This is a genomic window from Methylomonas koyamae (genome assembly GCF_006483455.1).
Taxonomy (GTDB): Bacteria; Pseudomonadota; Gammaproteobacteria; order Methylococcales; family Methylomonadaceae; genus Methylomonas; species Methylomonas koyamae_B.
On sequence record NZ_PPPU01000042.1, the window covers coordinates 22,566 to 42,800 of the forward strand.

The 20,235-nt window shown below is 57.7% G+C and carries 19 protein-coding genes; 12 read left to right on the plus strand and 7 right to left on the minus strand.

The window, feature by feature from the left end:
• The first annotated feature begins 52 nt into the window (after positions 1–52).
• The 10 genes from moaB to C2U68_RS18360 all read left to right on the plus strand — a co-directional run bounded on the left by moaB (position 53) and on the right by C2U68_RS18360 (position 8,172).
• Positions 53–574 carry a molybdenum cofactor biosynthesis protein B gene (gene moaB / locus C2U68_RS18315; RefSeq protein WP_140913916.1) on the plus strand — a complete coding sequence of 174 codons (522 nt, stop codon included), beginning with the start codon at positions 53–55 and terminating at the stop codon, positions 572–574.
• The gene (locus tag C2U68_RS18320) at positions 574–933 is read left to right on the plus strand and encodes a DUF423 domain-containing protein (RefSeq protein WP_140913933.1); all 360 of its coding nucleotides are present in this window, start codon (positions 574–576) and stop codon (positions 931–933) included. The genes moaB and C2U68_RS18320 overlap by 1 nt, the downstream gene beginning before the upstream one ends.
• A gap of 13 nt (positions 934–946) precedes the next feature.
• Positions 947–1,477: a phosphate-starvation-inducible PsiE family protein gene (locus C2U68_RS18325; RefSeq protein ID WP_140913917.1), complete on the plus strand. Its 531-nt coding sequence runs from the start codon at positions 947–949 to the stop codon at positions 1,475–1,477.
• Between the two features lie 3 nt (positions 1,478–1,480).
• Complete coding sequence (gene pepN / locus C2U68_RS18330) at positions 1,481–4,123, plus strand: aminopeptidase N (protein WP_140913918.1); 2,643 nt, start codon at positions 1,481–1,483, stop codon at positions 4,121–4,123.
• Positions 4,124–4,171: 48 nt separating this feature from the next.
• Positions 4,172–4,765 carry an imidazoleglycerol-phosphate dehydratase HisB gene (gene hisB, locus C2U68_RS18335; protein ID WP_140913919.1) on the plus strand — a complete coding sequence of 198 codons (594 nt, stop codon included), beginning with the start codon at positions 4,172–4,174 and terminating at the stop codon, positions 4,763–4,765.
• Positions 4,766–4,812: 47 nt separating this feature from the next.
• The gene (gene hisH, locus C2U68_RS18340; protein WP_140913920.1) at positions 4,813–5,454 is read left to right on the plus strand and encodes an imidazole glycerol phosphate synthase subunit HisH; all 642 of its coding nucleotides are present in this window, start codon (positions 4,813–4,815) and stop codon (positions 5,452–5,454) included.
• A 66-nt stretch (positions 5,455–5,520) separates the two neighbouring features.
• A complete protein-coding gene (gene hisA / locus C2U68_RS18345) occupies positions 5,521–6,264 on the plus strand; it encodes a 1-(5-phosphoribosyl)-5-[(5-phosphoribosylamino)methylideneamino]imidazole-4-carboxamide isomerase (protein ID WP_140913921.1) in 744 nt (247 codons plus the stop codon).
• Between the two features lie 13 nt (positions 6,265–6,277).
• Entirely contained in the window at positions 6,278–7,051 is a 774-nt protein-coding gene (gene hisF, locus C2U68_RS18350; RefSeq protein WP_140913922.1) for an imidazole glycerol phosphate synthase subunit HisF, read from the plus strand.
• The gene (gene hisI, locus C2U68_RS18355) at positions 7,048–7,434 is read left to right on the plus strand and encodes a phosphoribosyl-AMP cyclohydrolase (protein ID WP_140913923.1); all 387 of its coding nucleotides are present in this window, start codon (positions 7,048–7,050) and stop codon (positions 7,432–7,434) included. The genes hisF and hisI overlap by 4 nt, the downstream gene beginning before the upstream one ends.
• 273 nt (positions 7,435–7,707) lie before the next feature.
• Complete coding sequence (locus tag C2U68_RS18360) at positions 7,708–8,172, plus strand: hypothetical protein (RefSeq protein ID WP_140913924.1); 465 nt, start codon at positions 7,708–7,710, stop codon at positions 8,170–8,172.
• Positions 8,173–8,235: 63 nt separating this feature from the next.
• Here the strand turns inward: C2U68_RS18360 and C2U68_RS18365 are convergent, their stop codons facing one another.
• Positions 8,236–8,628 carry a thiol-disulfide oxidoreductase DCC family protein gene (locus C2U68_RS18365; protein WP_140913925.1) on the minus strand — a complete coding sequence of 131 codons (393 nt, stop codon included), beginning with the start codon at positions 8,626–8,628 and terminating at the stop codon, positions 8,236–8,238.
• Between the two features lie 90 nt (positions 8,629–8,718).
• Positions 8,719–12,324: a hydantoinase B/oxoprolinase family protein gene (locus tag C2U68_RS18370; protein WP_140913926.1), complete on the minus strand. Its 3,606-nt coding sequence runs from the start codon at positions 12,322–12,324 to the stop codon at positions 8,719–8,721.
• Positions 12,325–12,478: 154 nt separating this feature from the next.
• Here C2U68_RS18370 and C2U68_RS18375 point away from each other — a divergent pair, with 154 nt between their 5' ends.
• Entirely contained in the window at positions 12,479–13,201 is a 723-nt protein-coding gene (locus C2U68_RS18375) for a hypothetical protein (protein WP_140913927.1), read from the plus strand.
• 193 nt (positions 13,202–13,394) lie between these two features.
• Positions 13,395–15,164 (plus strand): murein L,D-transpeptidase, encoded by a 1,770-nt coding sequence (locus tag C2U68_RS18380; RefSeq protein ID WP_260839400.1) that lies wholly within the window; start codon positions 13,395–13,397, stop codon positions 15,162–15,164.
• 70 nt (positions 15,165–15,234) lie between these two features.
• Here the strand turns inward: C2U68_RS18380 and C2U68_RS18385 are convergent, their stop codons facing one another.
• The 5 genes from C2U68_RS18385 to C2U68_RS18405 form a co-directional block, all read right to left on the minus strand.
• Positions 15,235–16,203, minus strand: coding sequence for a YcbK family protein (locus tag C2U68_RS18385; protein WP_140913928.1), 969 nt, complete (start codon positions 16,201–16,203; stop codon positions 15,235–15,237).
• Positions 16,204–16,396: 193 nt separating this feature from the next.
• Positions 16,397–17,284 (minus strand): 3'(2'),5'-bisphosphate nucleotidase CysQ, encoded by an 888-nt coding sequence (locus tag C2U68_RS18390; protein WP_140913929.1) that lies wholly within the window; start codon positions 17,282–17,284, stop codon positions 16,397–16,399.
• 2 nt (positions 17,285–17,286) lie between these two features.
• Positions 17,287–18,261 (minus strand): phosphotransferase, encoded by a 975-nt coding sequence (locus tag C2U68_RS18395; protein WP_140913930.1) that lies wholly within the window; start codon positions 18,259–18,261, stop codon positions 17,287–17,289.
• Positions 18,262–18,308: 47 nt separating this feature from the next.
• A complete protein-coding gene (gene trpC / locus C2U68_RS18400) occupies positions 18,309–19,106 on the minus strand; it encodes an indole-3-glycerol phosphate synthase TrpC (RefSeq protein ID WP_140913931.1) in 798 nt (265 codons plus the stop codon).
• A 580-nt stretch (positions 19,107–19,686) separates the two neighbouring features.
• On the minus strand, positions 19,687–20,235 hold a 549-nt coding region (locus C2U68_RS18405), incomplete at its 5' end, for a hypothetical protein (protein WP_222101934.1).

Here is a 20,235-nt window from a genome sequence, read left to right on the forward strand (position 1 = left end):
GCCGGCGAAGCATTCACTAGAATGCGGCAGCGACATTTTGGAGACCCTTGCCGTGAGCGAACCCCGTGAATTCATTCCGATCAATATCGCTGTATTGACCGTATCCGACACCCGCAGCGAAGCGGACGATACTTCCGGCCGCGTGTTGGTCGAAGGCCTGCTCGCGGCCGGGCATATGTTGGCGGATAAAAAAATCGTGCGCGACGATATTTATCAAATTCGCGCCGCCGTCAGCCAATGGATCGCCGATCCCAATGTCAATGCAATCATCACCACCGGCGGCACCGGCGTAACCGGGCGCGACGGCACTCCGGAAGCGGTGTTGCCGTTGCTGGACAAGGTGCTGGACGGCTTCGGCGAGGTGTTTCGGATGTTGTCCTACCAGGACATCAAGAGTTCGACGATGCAGTCGCGGGCGCTGGCCGGCGTCGCCAATGCGACCTATATCTTCTGCGTGCCGGGATCGTCCGGTGCCTGCCGCACCGCCTGGGAGGCGTTGATCAAAGACCAACTGGATTACCGCACCCGACCTTGTAATCTGGTGCAACTGATGCCGCGTTTGCTGGAGAAATGATGCGCCGGACTTTTTTATTTTTGGCTGCTGTGGGCGGCTTTAGCGGAGTGGCGCTGGGTGCGTTCGGCGCCCACGGTTTGAAACATCTGCTGAGCGATTACCAATTGGATATCTACAAAACCGCGGTAAATTACCAGATGTGGCATAGCCTGGCGTTGGCTCTGGCAGCGTTATTACCCGAGCGGGCGGCGCTGCGTTGGGCGGGAAGGCTGTTCGCGCTCGGCATTCTGCTGTTTTCGGGCAGTCTATACTTGCTGGCGATATTCGATATCAAATGGCTGGGTATGGTTACGCCGCTGGGCGGCCTGGCGTTTTTGGCGGGATGGGGCCTGCTGGCCTACGTCGCGCTTCGAGAATAAGCAGGAGTCACCGATGGAATCCAAACCGCCCGTTCGCCCGTCTTCGCCGTCGCGGCCCGGAACCAGCCGCACCACGCGCGACGAACCCGAAGTCAAGTTGGCGCCGGTCGTCGAAGACGGTCTGCTAAAAGTACTGCATGCCGTGATCCATTTTGCGGTTCGGGTGCTGGCGGTGCTGATGGTGCTGGTGATTTTGTGGGGCGTGGCCGACGTGGTGTATGTAATCTACCAACGCCTGATCGCGGAACCGTTTATGATGTTGACGGTCTCGGACATATTGTTGATTTTCGGTTCGTTCATGGCCGTGCTGATCGCGATCGAGATTTTTATCAACATCACGTTGTACATCAAGCACGACACGCTACCGATTAAAATGGTGATTGCCACAGCCTTGATGGCCGTGGCCCGAAAAGTGATTATGTTGGATTTCAAGGACCTGGACCCGGCTTATACCGTCGGGATTGCCGCTGTAACGGTGTCTCTGGGCCTGACCTATTGGCTGATTTCCTATAAACCGCAACCCGTCAAAACTGAAGAGCGATAAGCCATGCGCGATGCCAGCCCGCAAACTGTCTACCTGAAAGACTACACGCCGCCGGAATATCTGATCGACCAAGTCGAATTGGATTTCGATTTGGACGACCAGCGCACTAAGGTGCGCGCCAAAATGAGCGTCAGGCGCAATCCGCAGAGCTTGGCCGACAGTGTCGCGCTAAAGCTGTGGGGCGAGGAGTTGCAATTGCTCAGCATCGCCGTCGACGGCCGGCCGCTGAGCGCCAGCGAATATCTGGTCGGCGACGAAGCGTTGATTGTCCACGAGGCGCCGCAGGACAGGCCGTTCGAAATCCTGATCGAAAATCTGATCAATCCGCAAGCCAACACCGCTCTGGAAGGGTTGTTTCTGTCCAGCAGCATGCTCTGCACCCAGTGCGAGGCGCAGGGCTTTCGGAAAATCACTTGGTTTTTGGATCGGCCGGACGTGATGAGCCGTTTCAAAACCACGCTGGTCGCCGACAAGGCCAAATACCCGGTATTACTGTCCAACGGCAACAAAACCGGCGGCGGCGAGTTGGAAAACAATCGGCATTGGGTCAGTTGGGAAGACCCGTTCGCCAAGCCGTGCTACCTGTTCGCGTTGGTCGCCGGCCAGTTGGAATGTGTCGCCGACGAGTTCGTGACGATGAGCGGCCGGCGGATTGCGCTGGAGATTTTCGTCGAGCAACACAACGTCGACAAATGCGCCCATGCGATGCAATCGCTGAAGAACGCGATGCGCTGGGACGAGGAAACCTACGGCCTGGAATACGATCTGGATTTGTATATGATCGTTGCCGTCGACCATTTCAACATGGGAGCGATGGAAAACAAGGGGCTGAACGTGTTTAACACCAAGTTCGTGCTGGCCCGGCCGGATACTGCTACCGACAGCGATTACGAACACATCGAAGGCGTGATCGGCCATGAATACTTCCACAACTGGTCCGGAAACCGGGTCACCTGCCGCGATTGGTTCCAGTTGAGTCTAAAAGAAGGCTTTACCGTATTCCGCGACCAGCAATTCAGCGGCGACATGACTTCGCCGGCCGTGAAGCGGATCGAAGACGTCAACGCCTTGCGTACCCGCCAGTTTGCCGAGGACGCCGGCCCTTTGGCGCATCCGGTGCGGCCCGAGGCCTATATCGAAATCAACAACTTTTATACGCTGACCGTCTACGAAAAAGGCGCGGAAGTGGTGCGGATGCTGCACACCTTGCTCGGTGCGGAAGGTTTTCGCAAAGGCTGCGATTTATATTTCCAACGTCACGACGGCCAGGCTGTGACCTGCGAGGATTTCGTCAAGGCGCTGGAAGACGCCAACGGCGTCGAATTCGGCCAATTCCGCCGCTGGTATTCGCAGGCCGGTACGCCGCTGCTGGCAGTCGAGCAGGACTACGATACAGCCGGCGGCCGCTTGCAACTGACGTTGCGCCAAAGCTGTCCGCCGACGCCGAATCAGCCGGTCAAGCAACCGTTACATATTCCGGTAAAACTGGGGCTATTGAATCCAGACGGGACGCCGGCCGCATTCGAGTTCGGTGGCGAGCGGCACACCGAGGTCACATTGAATCTGACCGAAGCCGAACAAAGCTTCAGCTTCGGCAATCTGGCCGGCAAGCCGGTGGTTTCGTTGCTGCGCGGTTTTTCCGCGCCGGTGACGTTGAAAATGCCGCGCGGTTTGGACGAACTGGCCTTTTTGCTGAGCCACGATAGCGACACCTTCAACCGTTGGGAGGCCGGCCAGCAATTGGCGACGCAAGCCATTTTCGATTTGATCGACAGCATCGAGTTGGGTCGGCCGCTGCAGCTGGATTCGATCGTAATCGAAGCGTACCGCAAGGTGCTGGCCGATGTCGGCGGCGATTTGTCCTATCAGGCTTTGCTGTTGGCTTTACCGGAAGAGAGTTATCTGTCCGGCCAAATGGCAATTATTGACGTCGACGCCGTGCACCAGGCCCGCGAGTTCGTCAAGAAAACCCTGGCAACCAGTCTGGCGGATCAATTTCTGGCGCTTTACCGCCAACACCACCGCGACGAATCCGGTTGCTTCGATGCCGGCGCCGTGGGCCGACGCCGCCTGAAAAACACCTGCCTGAGCTACCTGAGTAAATTGGAAACGCCGGACAGTCACCGTCTGGCCGAGCAGCAATTCCGGGGCGCCCGCAATATGACCGACCAAATCTCGGCATTGTCGGCGATCGTAAACAGCTACAACCCGGACAAAGCCGATTGCCTCGACAGTTTTTACCGGCAATGGCAGCAGGAGGCGCTGGTCATCGACAAGTGGTTTGCGCTGCAGGCGACCAGCAGCATGCCGAATACCTTTGCCACTGTGCAGAATCTGATGCGGCACCCGGCTTTCGATATGAAAACGCCGAACCGAGTTCGGGCCTTGGTCGGCGCCTTTAGTCAGTCGAATCCGTTGCATTTCCATGCTGCGAATGGCGAAGGCTACCGGTTTTTGGCCGACCGCGTGATCGAATTGAATGCGTTGAATCCGCAAATCGCCTCGCGCATGGTCAGCGGTCTGGCGCAATGGCGGCGCTACGACGCCAACCGGCAAAGCTTGATGAAACAGGAATTACAGCGTATTGTCGCTACCGAACATTTGTCGAAAGATGTCTACGAGATTGCCAGCAAGAGTTTGGCGTAGCCGTCACAATCACGTAAACTAGCTTCGGACCCAGTTACCCGCATTAGCATGAACCCACGCACCGCCCAGGTTGAACGCAACACCCTCGAAACCCAGATCAAGATTTCGGTTAATCTCGACGGCAGCGGCTCAGCCGCGTTCACTACCGGCCTGCCGTTTTTGGACCACATGCTGGACCAAGTGGCCCGGCACGGCTTGATCGACATGGAAATCGTGTCTCACGGCGATCTACACATCGATGCCCACCACAGTGTCGAAGACATCGGCATCACCTTGGGCCAGGCGGTTGCCAAAGCGCTTGGCGATAAAAAAGGCATTTACCGCTACGGCCACGCCTATTGTCCGCTCGACGAATCCTTGTCGCGGGTGGTGGTGGATTTTTCCGGCCGGCCGGGATTGTTTTACGATGTCGAATTCAAGCGCGCGCTGATCGGCAATTTCGACGTGGATTTGTTCAAAGAATTTTTTCAGGGTTTCGTCAACCACGCCGGCGTGACTTTGCATATCGACAATCTGAAAGGCGGCAACGCCCACCACATTGCCGAAACCGTTTTCAAGGCATTCGGCCGGGCAGTGCGGATGGCGATCAGCCCCGATCCGCGCATGGCCGGGATCATGCCGTCCACCAAAGGCACTCTGTAAACTCTTCACAGCCGCTTCGAACTTTTGACCTTAAATATCTAACTGTTATGCCGTCAGTTGCCGTCATCGATTACGGAATGGGTAATCTGCATTCCATCGCCAAAGCGCTTCAACATGTCGATAGCCGAAGCCAAGTACTGGTCAGCTCCGATCCGGAAATTATTCGCGGAGCGGACCGGGTGGTGTTTCCCGGCGTCGGCGCAATTCGCGATTGCATCAATGCGCTGCACGACAGCGGTTTGGCCGAGGTCATTAAAGAGGTGGCTGCCGCGAAACCGATGTTGGGAATTTGCCTGGGCATGCAAGCCCTGCTGACCGACAGCGAGGAAAACGGCGGTGTCGCCTGTCTCGGCCTATTACCCGGTCATGTCCGGCGCTTCGCCGACGATCTGCGCGACGGTGACGGCGAGATCCTGAAAATTCCGCACATGGGCTGGAATCAAGTCGAACAGAAGCCGCATCCGTTATGGAAAAATATCCCGGACCGCAGTCGTTTCTATTTCGTGCACAGCTATTATGCGGTGCCGGACGACGCACGCCATACTGCAGCAACCGCAGATTATCCGCAAACCTTCACCTGTGCCTTGGCCAATGGCAATCTGTTTGCCGTCCAATTTCATCCTGAAAAAAGCCAGACGGTCGGATTGCAATTGTTGCAAAACTTCCTGGCCTGGGACGGGACGGCGTAACCGCCAACGTTCTGCGTTGGCTTTACTAACCCTTTGAAATAGTGATTTAACTGTCGAGATTTAGATATGTTGCTGATACCCGCAATTGACTTGAAGGAAGGAAAATGTGTCCGCTTGCGTCAGGGCCGTATGGAAGACGACACCGTGTTCTCCGACGATCCGGTGGCGGTTGCGGGGCGCTGGGTTGAAGCGGGCGCGAAGCGTTTGCACTTGGTCGATTTGGACGGCGCCTTTGCCGGCAAGCCGAAAAACGCCGACATTATTCACGCCATCGTCGAGGCCTACCCGGAAGTGCCGATTCAAATCGGCGGCGGCATCCGCGACGAGGACACCATCCAAGCCTACCTGGAAGCCGGCGTACAATACGTGATCATCGGCACCAAAGCCGTCAGCGAGCCGCATTTTGTCCGCGACGCAGCGATCGAATTTCCCGGCCACATCATCATCGGTCTGGACGCCCGCGACGGCAAGGTGGCGATCGACGGCTGGTCCAAACTGTCTCGCCACGACGTGATCGATATGGCGCAAAAATTCGAATCCAATGGTGTTGCGGCGATTATCTACACCGATATCTCCCGCGACGGCATGATGCAGGGCGTTAATGTCGAAGCCACCGCCAAGCTGGCCAGTTCGGTACACATCCCGGTCATCGCCTCCGGCGGCATCACCAATCTGGACGATATCCGCGCTTTGGGTGCCGTGGCCCAAGAAGGCATCATGGGCGCGATTACCGGCCGCGCAATCTACGAAGGCACCTTGGATTTCGCCGAAGGCGCCAAACTGGCCGCTTCCTTCGGCGGCGAGGATTGAACGGCAACCCGCCATGAGCCTAGCCAAACGCATCATTCCCTGCCTGGACGTCGATAACGGCCGCGTTGTCAAAGGCGTCAAATTCGTCGATATCCGCGATGCCGGCGATCCGGTCGAAATCGCCCGCCGCTACGACCGCGAGGGCGCCGACGAACTTACCTTTCTCGATATCACCGCCACCCACGACAACCGGGATACGATGGTCCATGTGGTCGAACAGGTTGCCAGCGAAGTGTTCATCCCGCTGACCGTGGGCGGCGGTATCCGTAGCTCGGACGATATTCGCCGCATGCTGAATGCCGGCGCCGATAAAGTCGGTATCAACAGTGCCGCGGTGTTCCGGCCTGAGTTCGTCAAGGAGGCCGCCGACAAGTTCGGTTCGCAGTGCATCGTTGTCGCGATCGACGCCAAGAAAGTCAGCCAGGACGGCGAGGCGGAGCGCTGGGAAATTTTTACCCACGGCGGCCGTAAACCCACCGGCATCGATGCCGTGGCATGGGCGGTGCGGATGAAGGATTACGGTGCCGGCGAAATTCTGTTGACCAGTATGGACCGCGACGGCACCAAGTCCGGCTTCGATCTGGCCTTAACCCGCGCCATCAGCGAAGCGGTCAGTATTCCGGTGATCGCCTCCGGCGGCGTCGGCAACCTGGACCATTTGGCCGACGGCATCATCGAAGGCAAGGCCGATGCGGTGTTGGCCGCCAGTATTTTCCATTTTGCCGAATATACGATAGAACAGGCCAAACGCCACATGCAGTCGCGCGGTATCGAGGTGCGGTTATGACGACTACTTGGCTGGAACAAATCGAATGGACCGAGGACGGATTGGTTCCGGCCATTGCCCAGGACCACAGCAGCGGCCGAGTGTTGATGTTTGCCTGGATGAATCGGGAATCGCTGGCCCTCACCGTCGCCGAAGGCTACGCCGTGTATTGGTCGCGCTCCCGCCAGCGTTTGTGGCGCAAAGGCGAGGAATCGGGCCATCGCCAAAAAGTCATCGATCTGCAGTTGGATTGCGACGGCGACGTGATTTTATTGAAGGTGGAACAGGAAGGCGGCATCGCCTGCCATACCGGCCGGGAAAGCTGTTTCTTCCGCAGTTTCAAAGACGGCGATTGGCAAGTCAGCGAAGCCGTGTTGAAAGATCCGCAAGCAATATACAAATAAACGGCTATTGTCTTAGCCGCGGCTGCGGGTCCGATTGGCGGCCTGCAGCGTAACCCCCCTACTTCTGGCGTCGCGTTATCGATGCCGCCCTTCCCGGCTTTGCGTTGCGGCTGTCGGCCTTCGGCTGGCAGGGAATTATTTGCTGTGGCCGCAAGTCCGAGCTAAGGTTAAAGTAATCCAGCGGATTGACGCTATAAAACGGACTATCCCTACAGTCGTTGCGCTCCAGGCCGGCATGCACCGGTCGGGCGCTCAGAATCGCGGTATTGGCTTATGATACTGATCGTAAAAAATATTCCTTCTGCTTCCCAGGAAGACGAATTGGCCGATTTCGTTGCACCGGCTTTGCGGTTTTGTTTTTGGTTGCCGTTCAAAGTTGGCCGAATTTTGAAGACCGATATTTTTTGTCTGAAAAACCTGAGAACCAATGTGCTGTCGTTTCACGGCCGAGTCTTTATCGACGACGATAAAGCCGGGCGCCAGGCGATCAAGAAATTGCACGGCAAGCGTTTCAAAAACAAAATCGTCGAAGTGCGTGAGTATTTCATTCGGTCCGGAAAAAACGACCGCCGCGCCGGGCAACAGATCGTCACGGTCGAAATGCTGGAAAAACGCAAGGGCGACCGCCGCTGCAACGTCAAGCATGGCAACGACACGCCAATCCACACCAACGTATTCGATACCCGCAACGTCTACCAAGTCAGCCGGCGAGCTAGAAACGAGTTTTACGACGAATGATTGCAGGCGCCGCCGGTGCAAGCGAGCCGTGTTGACGATGCTGCTGCCGTCTCGGACGCAGGCTCAAATCCGGCAATCGGCCTTACAAGCCTTGCCCGCCAGCCACGCCCCCAGCGGCAAACGGTAGCGGGCGAAATACGCATACAGTTTGGCAAACAGCGGCCGGGTCAAAGGCCAACGCAACGGCGCAGCCAACCAACCCAGACCCAGCAAGCTATAGGTCGCGTGGAAGGCATCGATGCCTTTCACCAGCGAGCCATCGGCCCGCACGCCGTGAATTTCCGCCATCAACTCGGCCTCGGTACAACCTAAATGTTCCGGTACGAAGTCGTTTGCGTGGATATCCTGAAACGCGACGCGGCCGGCGGCGTTTCTGGACTGTAGCCAAGCCACTTCTCGTCGGCAAATCGGACAGTGGCCGTCGTAGAGTAGGGTGAATTCGGCGTTGGTGTTCATGGCGTTACCTGTGTGCGTCAAAGGACCGGGGGCTGTTATCGACCACGATTTATCCCCGATAGGCTACCGGACGAAACGCATTCGGCAAGTTCAATTCCCGGATCGATCGCTGGCGCCGAAACCGCCGCCGCCCGGCGTTTCAATGACGATGCTGTCGCCAGCTTCGACTCGAATGTCCGCGCAACCGGCTAATTCGACCGTTTCGCCGCCGGCTTTGAGTAAACGGTTGACACCCGGCGCGCCGGGCCAGCCGCCGCGCATACCGAACGGCGGCTGGCACCGGTGGCTGGAGAGAATGGCTACCGTCATCGGCCGCCAAAATTCGAGCCGGCGTCGCACGCCGTCGCCGCCGCGATAACGCCCGTCACCGCCGCTGCCCTCGCGTAGCGAAAACTCGCGCAATAGCACCGGAAACCGTTGCTCCAGAATTTCCGGATCGGTGATGCGCGAGTTGGTCATGTGGGTATGCACGCCGCTGGTGCCGGCGAAACCCTCCCCGGCTCCGGCGCCGCCGCAGATGGTTTCGTAGTACTGGTAATCCCGGTCGCCGAAGGTCAGATTGTTCATCGTGCCTTGGGATGCGGCCAGCACGCCCAACGCGCCGAACAAGGCGTCGACGATGTACTGTGATGTCTCGACGTTGCCGGCCACCACGGCCGCCGGATATTGCGGATTCAACAAACAACCTTCCGGAATCACGATATCCAGCGGTTTCAGGCAGCCGGCGTTTAACGGAATGTCGTCCTGCACCAGTGTCCGCATTACGTACAGCACGGCGGCCTTGCATACGGCCGCCGGCGCGTTGAAATTGTCCGCCAACTGCGGCGAGGTGGCGGAAAAATCGATCCGTGCACTGCTCGTGTCCCGATCTATCGAGACGCTGACGGCAATGGTTCCGCCTTGATCCAATGGGTAGGCGAAGCTGCCGCCGTCCAGCGTTTTCAATAAGCGGCGGACGCAGGCTTCGGCGTGGTCCTGCACGTGTTGCATATAGGCAAGTACCACCGCTAACGAATAATCGCCGACCATGGCCAATAACTCCTGAGTGCCTTTTAGATTGGCGGCGATTTGTGCCTGCAGATCGGCCAGATTTTGCTGTGGATTGCGCGCCGGGTGGCGGTTGCCGGCTAGCCATTCCAGAATCGCCGCTTCCTGAAACCGGCCGGCGTCCAGAATTTTCAGTCCGGCGCTGATCACGCCTTCATCGTCGATATGCCGGCTGGCGGCCGGCATCGAACCCGGCGAAATGCCGCCGACATCGGCATGGTGGCCGCGCGAGGCGACGAAAAACAGCAGTTGCCGCTCGGCGTCGAATACCGGCGTCACCACGGTGATATCGGGTAGATGGGTGCCGCCGGCGTAAGGCGAATTCAGCAGATAGGCGTCGCCGGGTGCCAGGTCTTTACCATGGCTCAGCACCAAGGCTTTGACGCTTTCGCCCATCGATCCCAGATGGACCGGGATGTGCGGGGCATTGGCGATCAAATTGCCGCCGGCATCGAACACTGCGCAGGAAAAATCCAGCCGCTCCTTGATATTGACCGAATGTGCGGTGTTTTGCAGTACGAAACCCATCTGCTCGGCCACCGACATGAAGCGCTGGTTGAAGATCTCCAGCATGACCGGGTCGGGACCCGCGGCGAGGGACGGGGCGGCGATCGAGTATTTGTTTCCGCTCAGCAGCAGATCGCCGTTGTGCTGCATCAGGGCTTGCCAGCCGGGCTCGACCACGATGGTCGAAGTCGGCTCCAATATCACTGCCGGCCCCGCCACTGTTTGCCCGCAGCCCAGTCGTTCCCGGCGGTAGACCGGCGCATCGTGCCAACGGCCGCAGCTGAACAGGCGCGTGCGGTCTTGCGCCTCGCCATCGTGGCGATCTGCAACGGTTGGCGCTATCTCGCTAAAGCGCGAGTCGCAAGCGATGCTTTCGACCTGCAAGCTGGCAATCACCACCGGCCGCTCGTAGCAAAAGCCGAATTGGCGCCGGTATGCCGCGGCAAAATCCTGCAGTATTGCCTCGGGTTCGGCGTAGTCGACCGTCAAGGCGGTATCGCTGCCTTGATAACGCAGTGCCAGGCGCCAGCGGCTAATGGATTGGTCCGGGTCCAGGCCTTGAGCGGCCAGCTCACGCCGCGCCGCCTGTTCCAAGTCTGAGAAACGCCGCCGCAACTCGGCCGCATCCACCTCCTGCCATAAACCTTCCAACGCCGCTTGTTTCAGCACCCGAAACTCGGCCAGGCCGATGCCGTACGCCGACAGCACGCCAGCCAACGGATGTAGCAATACCTTGCGCATGCCCAGGCGTTCGGCCAGCAGGCAGGCGTGTTGCGCGCCGGCCGCGCCGTAACAGCACAAGGCGTAGTCGGCGAGCGGGTAGCCTTTTTGCACCGAGATTTTTTTGATGGCCTCGGCCATATGCTCGACGGCGATCTCCAAAAAGCCCTCGGCGACTTGTTCCGGGCTGCGGCGTTCGCCGCTGGCGGCGGAAACTTCGGCCGCCAGTGCCGAAAATAGCGCCGTTACCCGCTCGCGGTCCGGCGGCAAGTTACCTTTCGGGCCAAACACCGCCGGAAAATCCGGTAACTTGCCCAGTAGCAGATTGGCGTCGGTCACTGTCAACGGCCCGCCGCGCCGGTAACAAGCCGGACCGGGATTGGCGCCGGCCGAGTCCGGCCCCACCCGGCAGCGCAAGCCGTCGAAATGCAAAATTGAGCCGCCGCCGGCAGCGACGGTATGAATCGCCATCATTGGCGTCCGCATGCGGACGCCGGCGACTTCGTTGTCGAAACTGCGCTCCAGCTCGCCGGCGTAATGGGCAACATCGGTGGAGGTGCCGCCCATATCGAAGGCGATAATCTTGGCCAACCCGGCGCCTTTGGCTGCCGCAATCGCGCCCACCACGCCGCCGGCCGGGCCGGATAGGATGCTGTCCTTGCCGTGGAAGGCGTCCGCCCGCACCAGACCGCCGTTTGATTGCATGAACAACAGGCTTGGGGTCGAGTCGCCAGTTGGCAGGCCGCGTTCGACCTGCGCGACGTAACGGCGTAACACCGGCGACAGATAGGCATCGACCACCGCAGTATCGCCGCGGGCGACGAATTTCGGCAGCGGACTGGCGAGATGCGACAAGGAAATATGCTCGAAACCAATGTCGGCGGCCAACTCGGCTAGCATCAATTCGTGTTGCGGGTAGCGCCAGGCATGCAGCAACACGACGGCGAGATTGCGAATGCCCAGGTCGTAAAGCCGCCGCAATTCGGCGTTGGCTTGGTCCTCAGTCAGTTCCTGCAATACGCGGCCGTCGGCGCCGACGCGGACGTCGATTTCGGCCACCGCCTGATAGAGGGGCTCCGGCCGGCGAATCCGCAGCGCGAAAATGTCCGGTCGGTTTTGGTAGCCTATGCGCAGACAATCACGGAAGCCGAGGTTGGTGACCAACGCAATGGCGGCACCCTTGCGTTCCAGCAAGGCGTTGGTGCCGACCGTGGTGCCCATTTTGACGGCGGCTATCCGGTCCTTCCTGCCGGTGCCGGACTCCCGCAGAATCTGGCTTATGCCGTGCAGTGCGGCGTCCGGATAGAGTTCCGGATTTTCCGAAAGCCACTTGCGAACCGCCACCTTTCCGTCCGGGGCCAGCGCCACGATATCGGTAAAAGTGCCGCCCCTGTCGATCCAAAACTGCCAGCCCGCCGCCATCGAAAAAAACCTACTAGAAATTACTAATCAAATTTTTGCTAACTTTATGTAATGATAGCCATTCTTCGACAATGGCATTTTAATTGATGCCGGCCCGGATAACGCGGTTGCCGGGCCATTGCGCGGCAATAATAATCACATAGGGGGGAAAGGCGTGGAAACTTTGTTCGATTTGGTTCTGGTCGCGGCGGCCTTGTACGGCGCGAAAGCGTATTTGACCGCGCCGGAAGTCGTCACCGACCGGGAAATTTTTTCCAGCCGGGGGTCGATGTTCGTGAAAAGGCTGGTCAGCGAGCAAGCCGGCCAAGGCCGGCCAAGCCAACCGGGTTCGCCTGTTCCGCGCTTCGAACCGCCGCTAGCCGAGCCCGAACCAAGCCAAGGCATTATCGCCGAAGCCGAACCAACGCTGCCGGCCGAATCGGATATGCCGGCGGCCGTCACTGCGTCCGCGGCTGAACAGGATGCCGACCTATTGCCGGTAGCGGTTGAATTGCAGGTGCCGCAGGATTCGGTATTGAATCGGCATTATTGGGCGCAACGCGCCGCCGAGCGCGCCGCGATCGAGCAACCCTACCCGACCGATTCGGTGTTACTGCGCCATTACCGGCAGATACAAGCGGCGGCCCTGCCGTTCGAGGTGCTAAACGCCGATACCGGTCGTGCGGTCGGGCCGGTTGCGGCCGAGCAAACCGCGCATGCTGTCGGCGCTGGCGTGGCGATCCCGGAAGATTCGGTGTTGAAGCGTCATTTCCTGGCCGATGCCCGGTACCGGATCGAACAACAGTACGGCCCTTGTCCCGATGAAACCGTGTTGCGCCGCCATCACCAGCAGTTGGTGGCTGCCGCCTGGGACGCTTTTTTGGCCGGTTTGGCTTAATCCACGCTTTGACCAGTCCGCAGCCGCAGTCATTTTCGAAGAAATGCCAGAATGCACCTGGCGTCTGCCGACAACTGGTTTAAAATTCAAGCGTTACCGGAGTGATTAGTCCTGGCCGGTCAGGGTATTTTCTGCAGGGAACGGTCCGCTCCGGTCTTAGGCAGCCTTATATGGGAATAGAACTCGCGTTATCATGATTAACACACCGTATGCCTTGAAAGATTCGCGCCCTAACCGGGCCTGGCTGGCGTTGGCGGCCTGCATGTCTTACGCCGGAATCGAACCGGTATCGGCGACGGATATGCCGCCTGCGGCTGCGGAAGCGATAGCTCCAGCGGCGATTGAGGCGGCGCCGGTGCCGGCGGCAAATTTTATTCCGGCCGACAACCCGATCGGCAGTTTGCTATTGAGCCGGCAACACCCGCTGTTGGCGCGGGCCGACTTCAGCCGGGTTAGCGACTTTGTCGTGCAAATCTACCAAGCCAATAATTTTCAGCCGATTTGGCTTAACGCCAACCGCTCGGAAAAAAACCTGAACGATTTGTTCGGTATGTTGGATAACGCGGCTGGCAATGCGCTGTCTCCCGCCAGCTACGATGTCGAGCGCCTGAAACAATTCGTGGGTTCTCCGGTCGCCGATAATGCGACTGCTGCCGGCTACGACGTGGCCTTGACCGTATCGCTGGTGCGGTTTCTGCACGACTTGCGCCAAGGCCGGGTCGACCCGCGCGACGTTCAATACCCGGTGCATATTGCCCCCAAGCCGGCGTTGGATATTGCCGGTTTGTTGAAACAACATCTGGAAACTCAGACGCTGAGCGAACTGGCGGCCGTGTTCGAACCCAAAGCCAAACAGTATCAACAATTGAAGCGGGTTTGGAACCGGATGCAACTGTTGGCCGGGCAATCTGCGCTGCACGAATTCAAGCCCGGCAAGCAATTGCGCCCGGGCGATAAGCATCCCCATATTGTTTACCTGCGGCAAAACCTGCTGGCAATGGGCCTGATCGCTGATAACGTCAATCCGGAAAGCAAGGTTTACGATGCCGATCTGGCCGAAGCCGTGAAAAAAGTCCAACGGCAACAAGGTTTGAAAGCCGACGGCGTGATCGGCGCCGCGACTGCCGCCTTATTCAACCGGCCGCCGCAGGAAAAATTGGCGCAGTTGGAGTTGGCGATGGAGCGCTCGCGCTGGATTCCGGATCCGAGCGACGGCCCGATGATCCTGGTGAATATCCCGGCCTTCGAATTGTGGGCGTTCAATTCGCCCGACGATGCCAACCCGTTGAATATGAAGGTCATCGTCGGCAAATCCCCGGACAAACAAACCCCGGTACTGTGGGAGGAAATGAAGTACCTGGAGTTCATGCCGTACTGGAATATTCCGAAGAATATTTTCGAGAAGGAAATTTTACCGAAAGCGGCAAACAACCAAGGCTATCTGGCCAGCCAGGACATCGAACTGGTGCGGCACCAAAACAGCGAGGAAAAAGGCGGCGGCAGCTATCTGCGCGCCCGCCAGCGTCCCGGCAAGAAAAATCCGTTGGGCCGGGTCAAGTTCGTGTTTCCGAACACCGCCGATGTTTATTTGCACGACACGCCGAGCCGGGCCGCGTTTAACCGGCCGCGGCGCGATCTGAGCCACGGCTGCGTCCGGGTTGCCGAACCCAAGCGTCTGGCCGAGTTCGTGCTGGGCGACCAGCAGGGCTGGGATAAGGACACGATAGAACAAGCCATGTCGGCCCCGAAAACCCGCCACGTCACCTTAAAACGTTCGGTGCCGGTACTGTTTTACTACGCGACCACCTTTATCGATCACGCCGACCAGTTGCACGTCTATCCGGATATCTACGGCCAGGACGAACTGCTACAGAAGGCTTTGAACAAATTGCAGGCACCCACTGCCGGCACCAACCAATTGGCCGCCAGCGGCAAAGCCGCGGCTGCAACCAGCAGTCAGTAGTGGGCAAACTGGACCGGGCATAAAAAAGCGCCGGGATCGGCGCTTTTTTATGCGGCTGAGCGCGAAGGTACTAAAAAGTCCAGGTCCGGAAAGTACCGGTATCGAGATGGATAAAATTCGATTCCGGGTAATAACCGACGCCGCCGCGATGCATGGCCAGCGCCGCGTTGTGGATTCGGCGCAGATCGAAACGTTCGATGCGGATGTCCACCGCTCGGCCGTGCATGTGGAAGCTGTTGTTAGCGACACCGGTATGTTCGGCGTGCAGTTTGGCGTTGGTCAACGGCGAACGGTAGCCGCAGATGACGCCGAAAGGTTGCTGCAAGCCCAGCATTTGTTTCAGATCGTGCAATTGGTCGAGCAACTCGGGGTCGATCGGATGCACGTCGTCGGTACGGTAGTCGCGCAGTAAGAAACTGATTTCATCCAGCGCGTCCGTCAGATAGCGGCCTTTCTCGAAATAAGTCAGATTCAGCTTGTCGCCGGTATGCGGATTTTGAAACGCCAGCGAACGGTGAGACGTCATTCTGCTGCGGTCGGCGAGGAACATCGGTTCCTGATCCAACGCAATCATCGGCTCGCGTTGGCCGGGGCGAATCACCGAATGCACTCTGCCGCCGCTTTCATGGCTATGGCTGATCTGTGCGGTACGTAGCCCGTGCTTTTTGCCGTGGTAAACGTCGCGGATTCTGGCTTGGTATTGTGCGTGATGGTCGGCGTGGGCCAGTTGTATCCGGCCGTGCTGGATTTTCGCCGATTTATGGCTGTTATGGGCGGTTAGCGTTTTTTTCTCCGCATGCCGCGCTGCTTTGCCGGCTTGAATCGCCTCGTGTTTGGGCAGACGCGCCGCGCTTTTCGCCGCCTTGCCGGTTCTATGGTTCTTGTCGGCTTTAACTGCCGCACTTTTGGCAGCATGAGCTACGCCGGGCATTGCGATAGATAAAACGGCACCCAGCGCCAGGCGGCCGAAAAAGCTGCGTCGCGACAGCTCCACTTCGCCTTGCGTATCGCCATCATTCTCTAAGTTATGTCTCAGCATCCATAATCTCCTGTTTAACATCTTACGGATAGTGCTTGATTCCGAAGGTTAAAATCCAAAATTAGTTGTTCCGATTATAGCAGTCTATCACACAGAAGCGACTGTAAAGCCAAAACGGCTGTCAATTGTCGGTAATATTACAATTGCCTGAAGGTGCATATTCCGTTCTCGGTATGTTATCGGCATCGCGGATTTAACGGTTTTTCAGCTTCCGGTAAAGTTCGACCATGGCTTCCGTTAAAGCTGGATCCGCGCAGTACAGCACGCCGCAATGGTTCATAAACAAGGAGCCGTCCGGATTCAATAGCAAGGCCCGGCCGAACATGTCGCAAGCGATGGCGCCGGTCTCGCGGAACAGGCAAGCCGTGGCTGCATAATCCCAGACGCTACCGCCGCCGGGTTGCGGTTTCGGGAATTTGAAGTAACAGGCCGGCGCATCGGTCAAGACTTGGCAAGCGTTCAGCGCGGCACCGCCCTGCAAGGTCAGAGTGGCACCGGTATAACCCAATGCGACGGCCAGACGTTCCAGTTCAATCCGGGCTGCGGGGTAGAGCGGGTCGGCGGCAAAGCTCTTGTCGGTGATGAAATTCAGGACGCTCCCGCCTGCTTTAGGCAACTCCAACAGATGCGAATCGCGCCAGGCGCCACCGTTTTGCACGGCCCGATACAAGGTTCGCGCCAGCGGGTCGTAAACCACGCCGATCAGCGCGGTTCCGCCGCGTTCGACCAGCGCGATCGATACCGAGTAACCCGGCACGCCTTCGACGAACGGCAAGGTGCCGTCCAACGGATCGATACTCCAGAAGTAGTCTTTTCGCAGCCGACTGCCGTCGTCGGCCTGCTCTTCCGAGAGCACGGCCAGATCGAACATATCGCAGGCGGGGCGCAAGGCCTGCAAGATCGTTTGCTGGCTCAGATGGTCGACTTCGGTGACCACTTGCGCCGCCAGACTGCCGCCGCCAGTCTTATTGCCGACCGCAATCCGGCGGCCGGCATGGCTTGCGATGATGTGTCCGGCCTGATACGCCGCGGCAATGGCGCACTGGCAGAGTAAGTCGAGTTCGGTTGTCGACAGTCGCATATTCAGGGTTCCGGGCTATCGGTCAATTCCGCGATCACTTGCCGCGCCAACCGTTCGCTGTAACTGTCTGCCGGCCAATGCTGCGGGCTCCAGCCTTTCAGGAAACGATGGAAATCGGTCCAGGCAAGCGGATACAACAGCCGCCATTCGCGTTCCAGCGCATCCGCATCGACGTTGTTAGCTTTGGTTTGCAGAGCGGTCCTCAACGCTTGAAAATAGAAGTCCAGCAACTCGGCTTCGCGGCGTTCCGCCGCACGGCCGTCCAGGCAGCTATCGATAAAATAGGCTACATCCTTCATCCCGCAGCCGCCGCCGACGTACTGAAAATCCACCGCGGCGACGCGTTCGCCGTCCAGCGAGAAACAGAAATTGGCTAGTTTGGCGTCGCCGTGGATCAGGGTTTGATGCACGCTGGCATTGAGTTTGCGATCAATCGCCGCCGCGGCGCGCTTTAACCCGGGGTCGGCCAAGGCCTGCAATTCGTCCGGCCGGGTTGCCAAATGCCAGTAGGTTCCGGTTTGCCACAGGCCATCCGGTTTTACGCCGAGGAAAGTGGCGTGAAAATGGGCCAGCCAGTTCAGGCAGGCGCGGAGTTCCGTATCGGTCAAACGGTTGCGCCGCGCTGAAAACCCAGCCGCGTCCAAGTCTTCCAGCACGATCAAGATCTCGTCGCCGAACGACTCTGCTGCCAGACAGGCCGGCACCCGACACTGCCCATCGCAGCGGCGGCTCCATTGGCCGTACCAGGCGGTTTCGATCCGGTAGGAACGCAGTTTGCGCTGATGGGATATGTCCGTTTCGTTGCGCAGCACCGGCAACTTTACGTGCTTGACGACCACGCTGGCGCGATTGCCGCCGACCAAGCGGTAGCGCACGATCTGGCCGTAACCGCTCCATAGCCTTTGCACCGGTTCTGCGCCGCTGATATCGGTCGCCTCGGCGGCGCGCAGAATCAGGTCGCGAATACGGTGGTCCATCGAAGTCTGGGTGACGATGCCGGCCCGGTTCGGACCGGCGGACAACCTTAAAAGAACAGTTCCCGCATTTTCTGCCCGGGCGACGGTGCGCGCATGAAGGCTTCGCCGACCAAGAAGGTGTAGATGCCGTTATCCTGCATCAGTTTGACGTCGGCCGGAGTGTGGATGCCGCTTTCGGTAACCACCAGCTTGTCGGCCGGTATCGTGTTTTTCAAATCCAGCGTGGTTTGCAACGAGACCTCGAAGGTACGCAGGTTGCGGTTATTGATGCCAATCATGTTGGTGTTCAGCCGCAACGCCCGCTCCAGTTCCGCGGCATCGTGCACTTCCACCAGTACGTCCATGCCCAGTCCGGTCGCGGTATCGGCTAATTCCTGCAGCATCGCGTCGTCCAATGCAGCGACGATCAGCAACACGCAATCGGCGCCCAATGCCCGCGACTCGTGGATTTGGTACGGGTCGATCATGAAGTCTTTGCGGATCGCGGGCAGCGGGCATCTTTCGCGCACCATCTGCAGATTCGCTTCCGAGCCCTGAAAAAACTCTTTGTCGGTCAGCACCGACAAGCAGGTAGCGCCGTTGAAAGCGTAATCGACCGCGATTTCGACCGGCTTGAAATCCTCCCGGATCACACCCTGGCTGGGCGAAGCCTTCTTGATCTCGGCGATGATCGCCGGCTTTTGCTGGTCGGCCTTGCTGCGCAGAGCCTGATAAAAACCGCGCGGACCTTGCACGCCGGTCGCAATTTCCTGCAACACTGAAATCGGCGTGTTGTTCTTGCGGCGGGCGACTTCTTCGGTTTTTTTGGCGAGGATGGTTTTTAGGATGTCGGGAGTATCGGTCATGGTGTGTTGTTCGATTTGGTTATGTGTCGCTATCGCGACGGATTATATTTGAAGTCGGGTCTCGGCCCGACAGCCGAGATACTTTTCTTTGCTTGTCCAAAGAAAAGTATCCAAAAGAAAAGACACCCCGATGCCGCTTTAATCCTGCGCTCCGAAGGGTTTGAACGGGGTTTTCGGAAGGGCTATCCATAGCCCTCCGAAAACGAGCGGCATGCCCGAAACAGCGGGGCAGGCTCTCCCTGCCGCTCCCCTTTCGGGCTAATCCGTCCAAACCCTCCGGTGCTCGGCGCGGCATAGGGGAATCCATCCCGGAATTAAAAGTCGTCTGGTCTGCAAATCATGTAGTCTCGATGGAGTGAAACGAAATCGAGGTATTGATAACATCAATGGATTCCACTATGACTAATTGTTGCTCCAATCGGAACGACGCGGGCTTCGGAAAACTTTATGGGTAGTTTGTTAGTCACAATTATTTCCTTACCTTATTTTTTGTTTCTATATGTAAACCAAACGTACATTAATGGGCCAAAGCCAATGAGCATTTCTATCGGTATTGATATTTTTGAATTATTCCTACTGCTTACGCGGCGCTGGTATATCTCTGCGTAATCGTTAAACAGAGGTTTTCCATCAAGAAATATTTCATATACATGGCTATTCCAAAAAAAATATCAAACTTCCTTTGTGACAAGATGGTTATATTTTTTTCTGCCAACCAAAATAAATCATCTTTGTTTGATTTTTTTACGCGAGAATCGCCAAAGTTAACTCTAAATCTTTCTTGACGGCCATCAACGTCCAACAAGATAGAATATGCAGGCTGTTTTCTGATACTGTCAACACCTATCACTCTGCCTGTATCTTTATTCATTTGCTCAAGAGTTAACGGCGGATTAAATAAATAGTCATTCAAATCGACGCATAAAACTATCAGAGCAAACATGCAGCCTAAACCGACAACGATTACACCATTACCAAAGATCGCACTATAGTTTCGCCACGCTGCCAAATAATCTTTTCTGGCATTATTTAACAACGCCAATGGATTCCATCTTAAAAAGTTGCTCAGCAATTTTCTGTTATTATTCATTTGTTTAACATAAAAGTCCGGTAGATACCGTCTTAAACC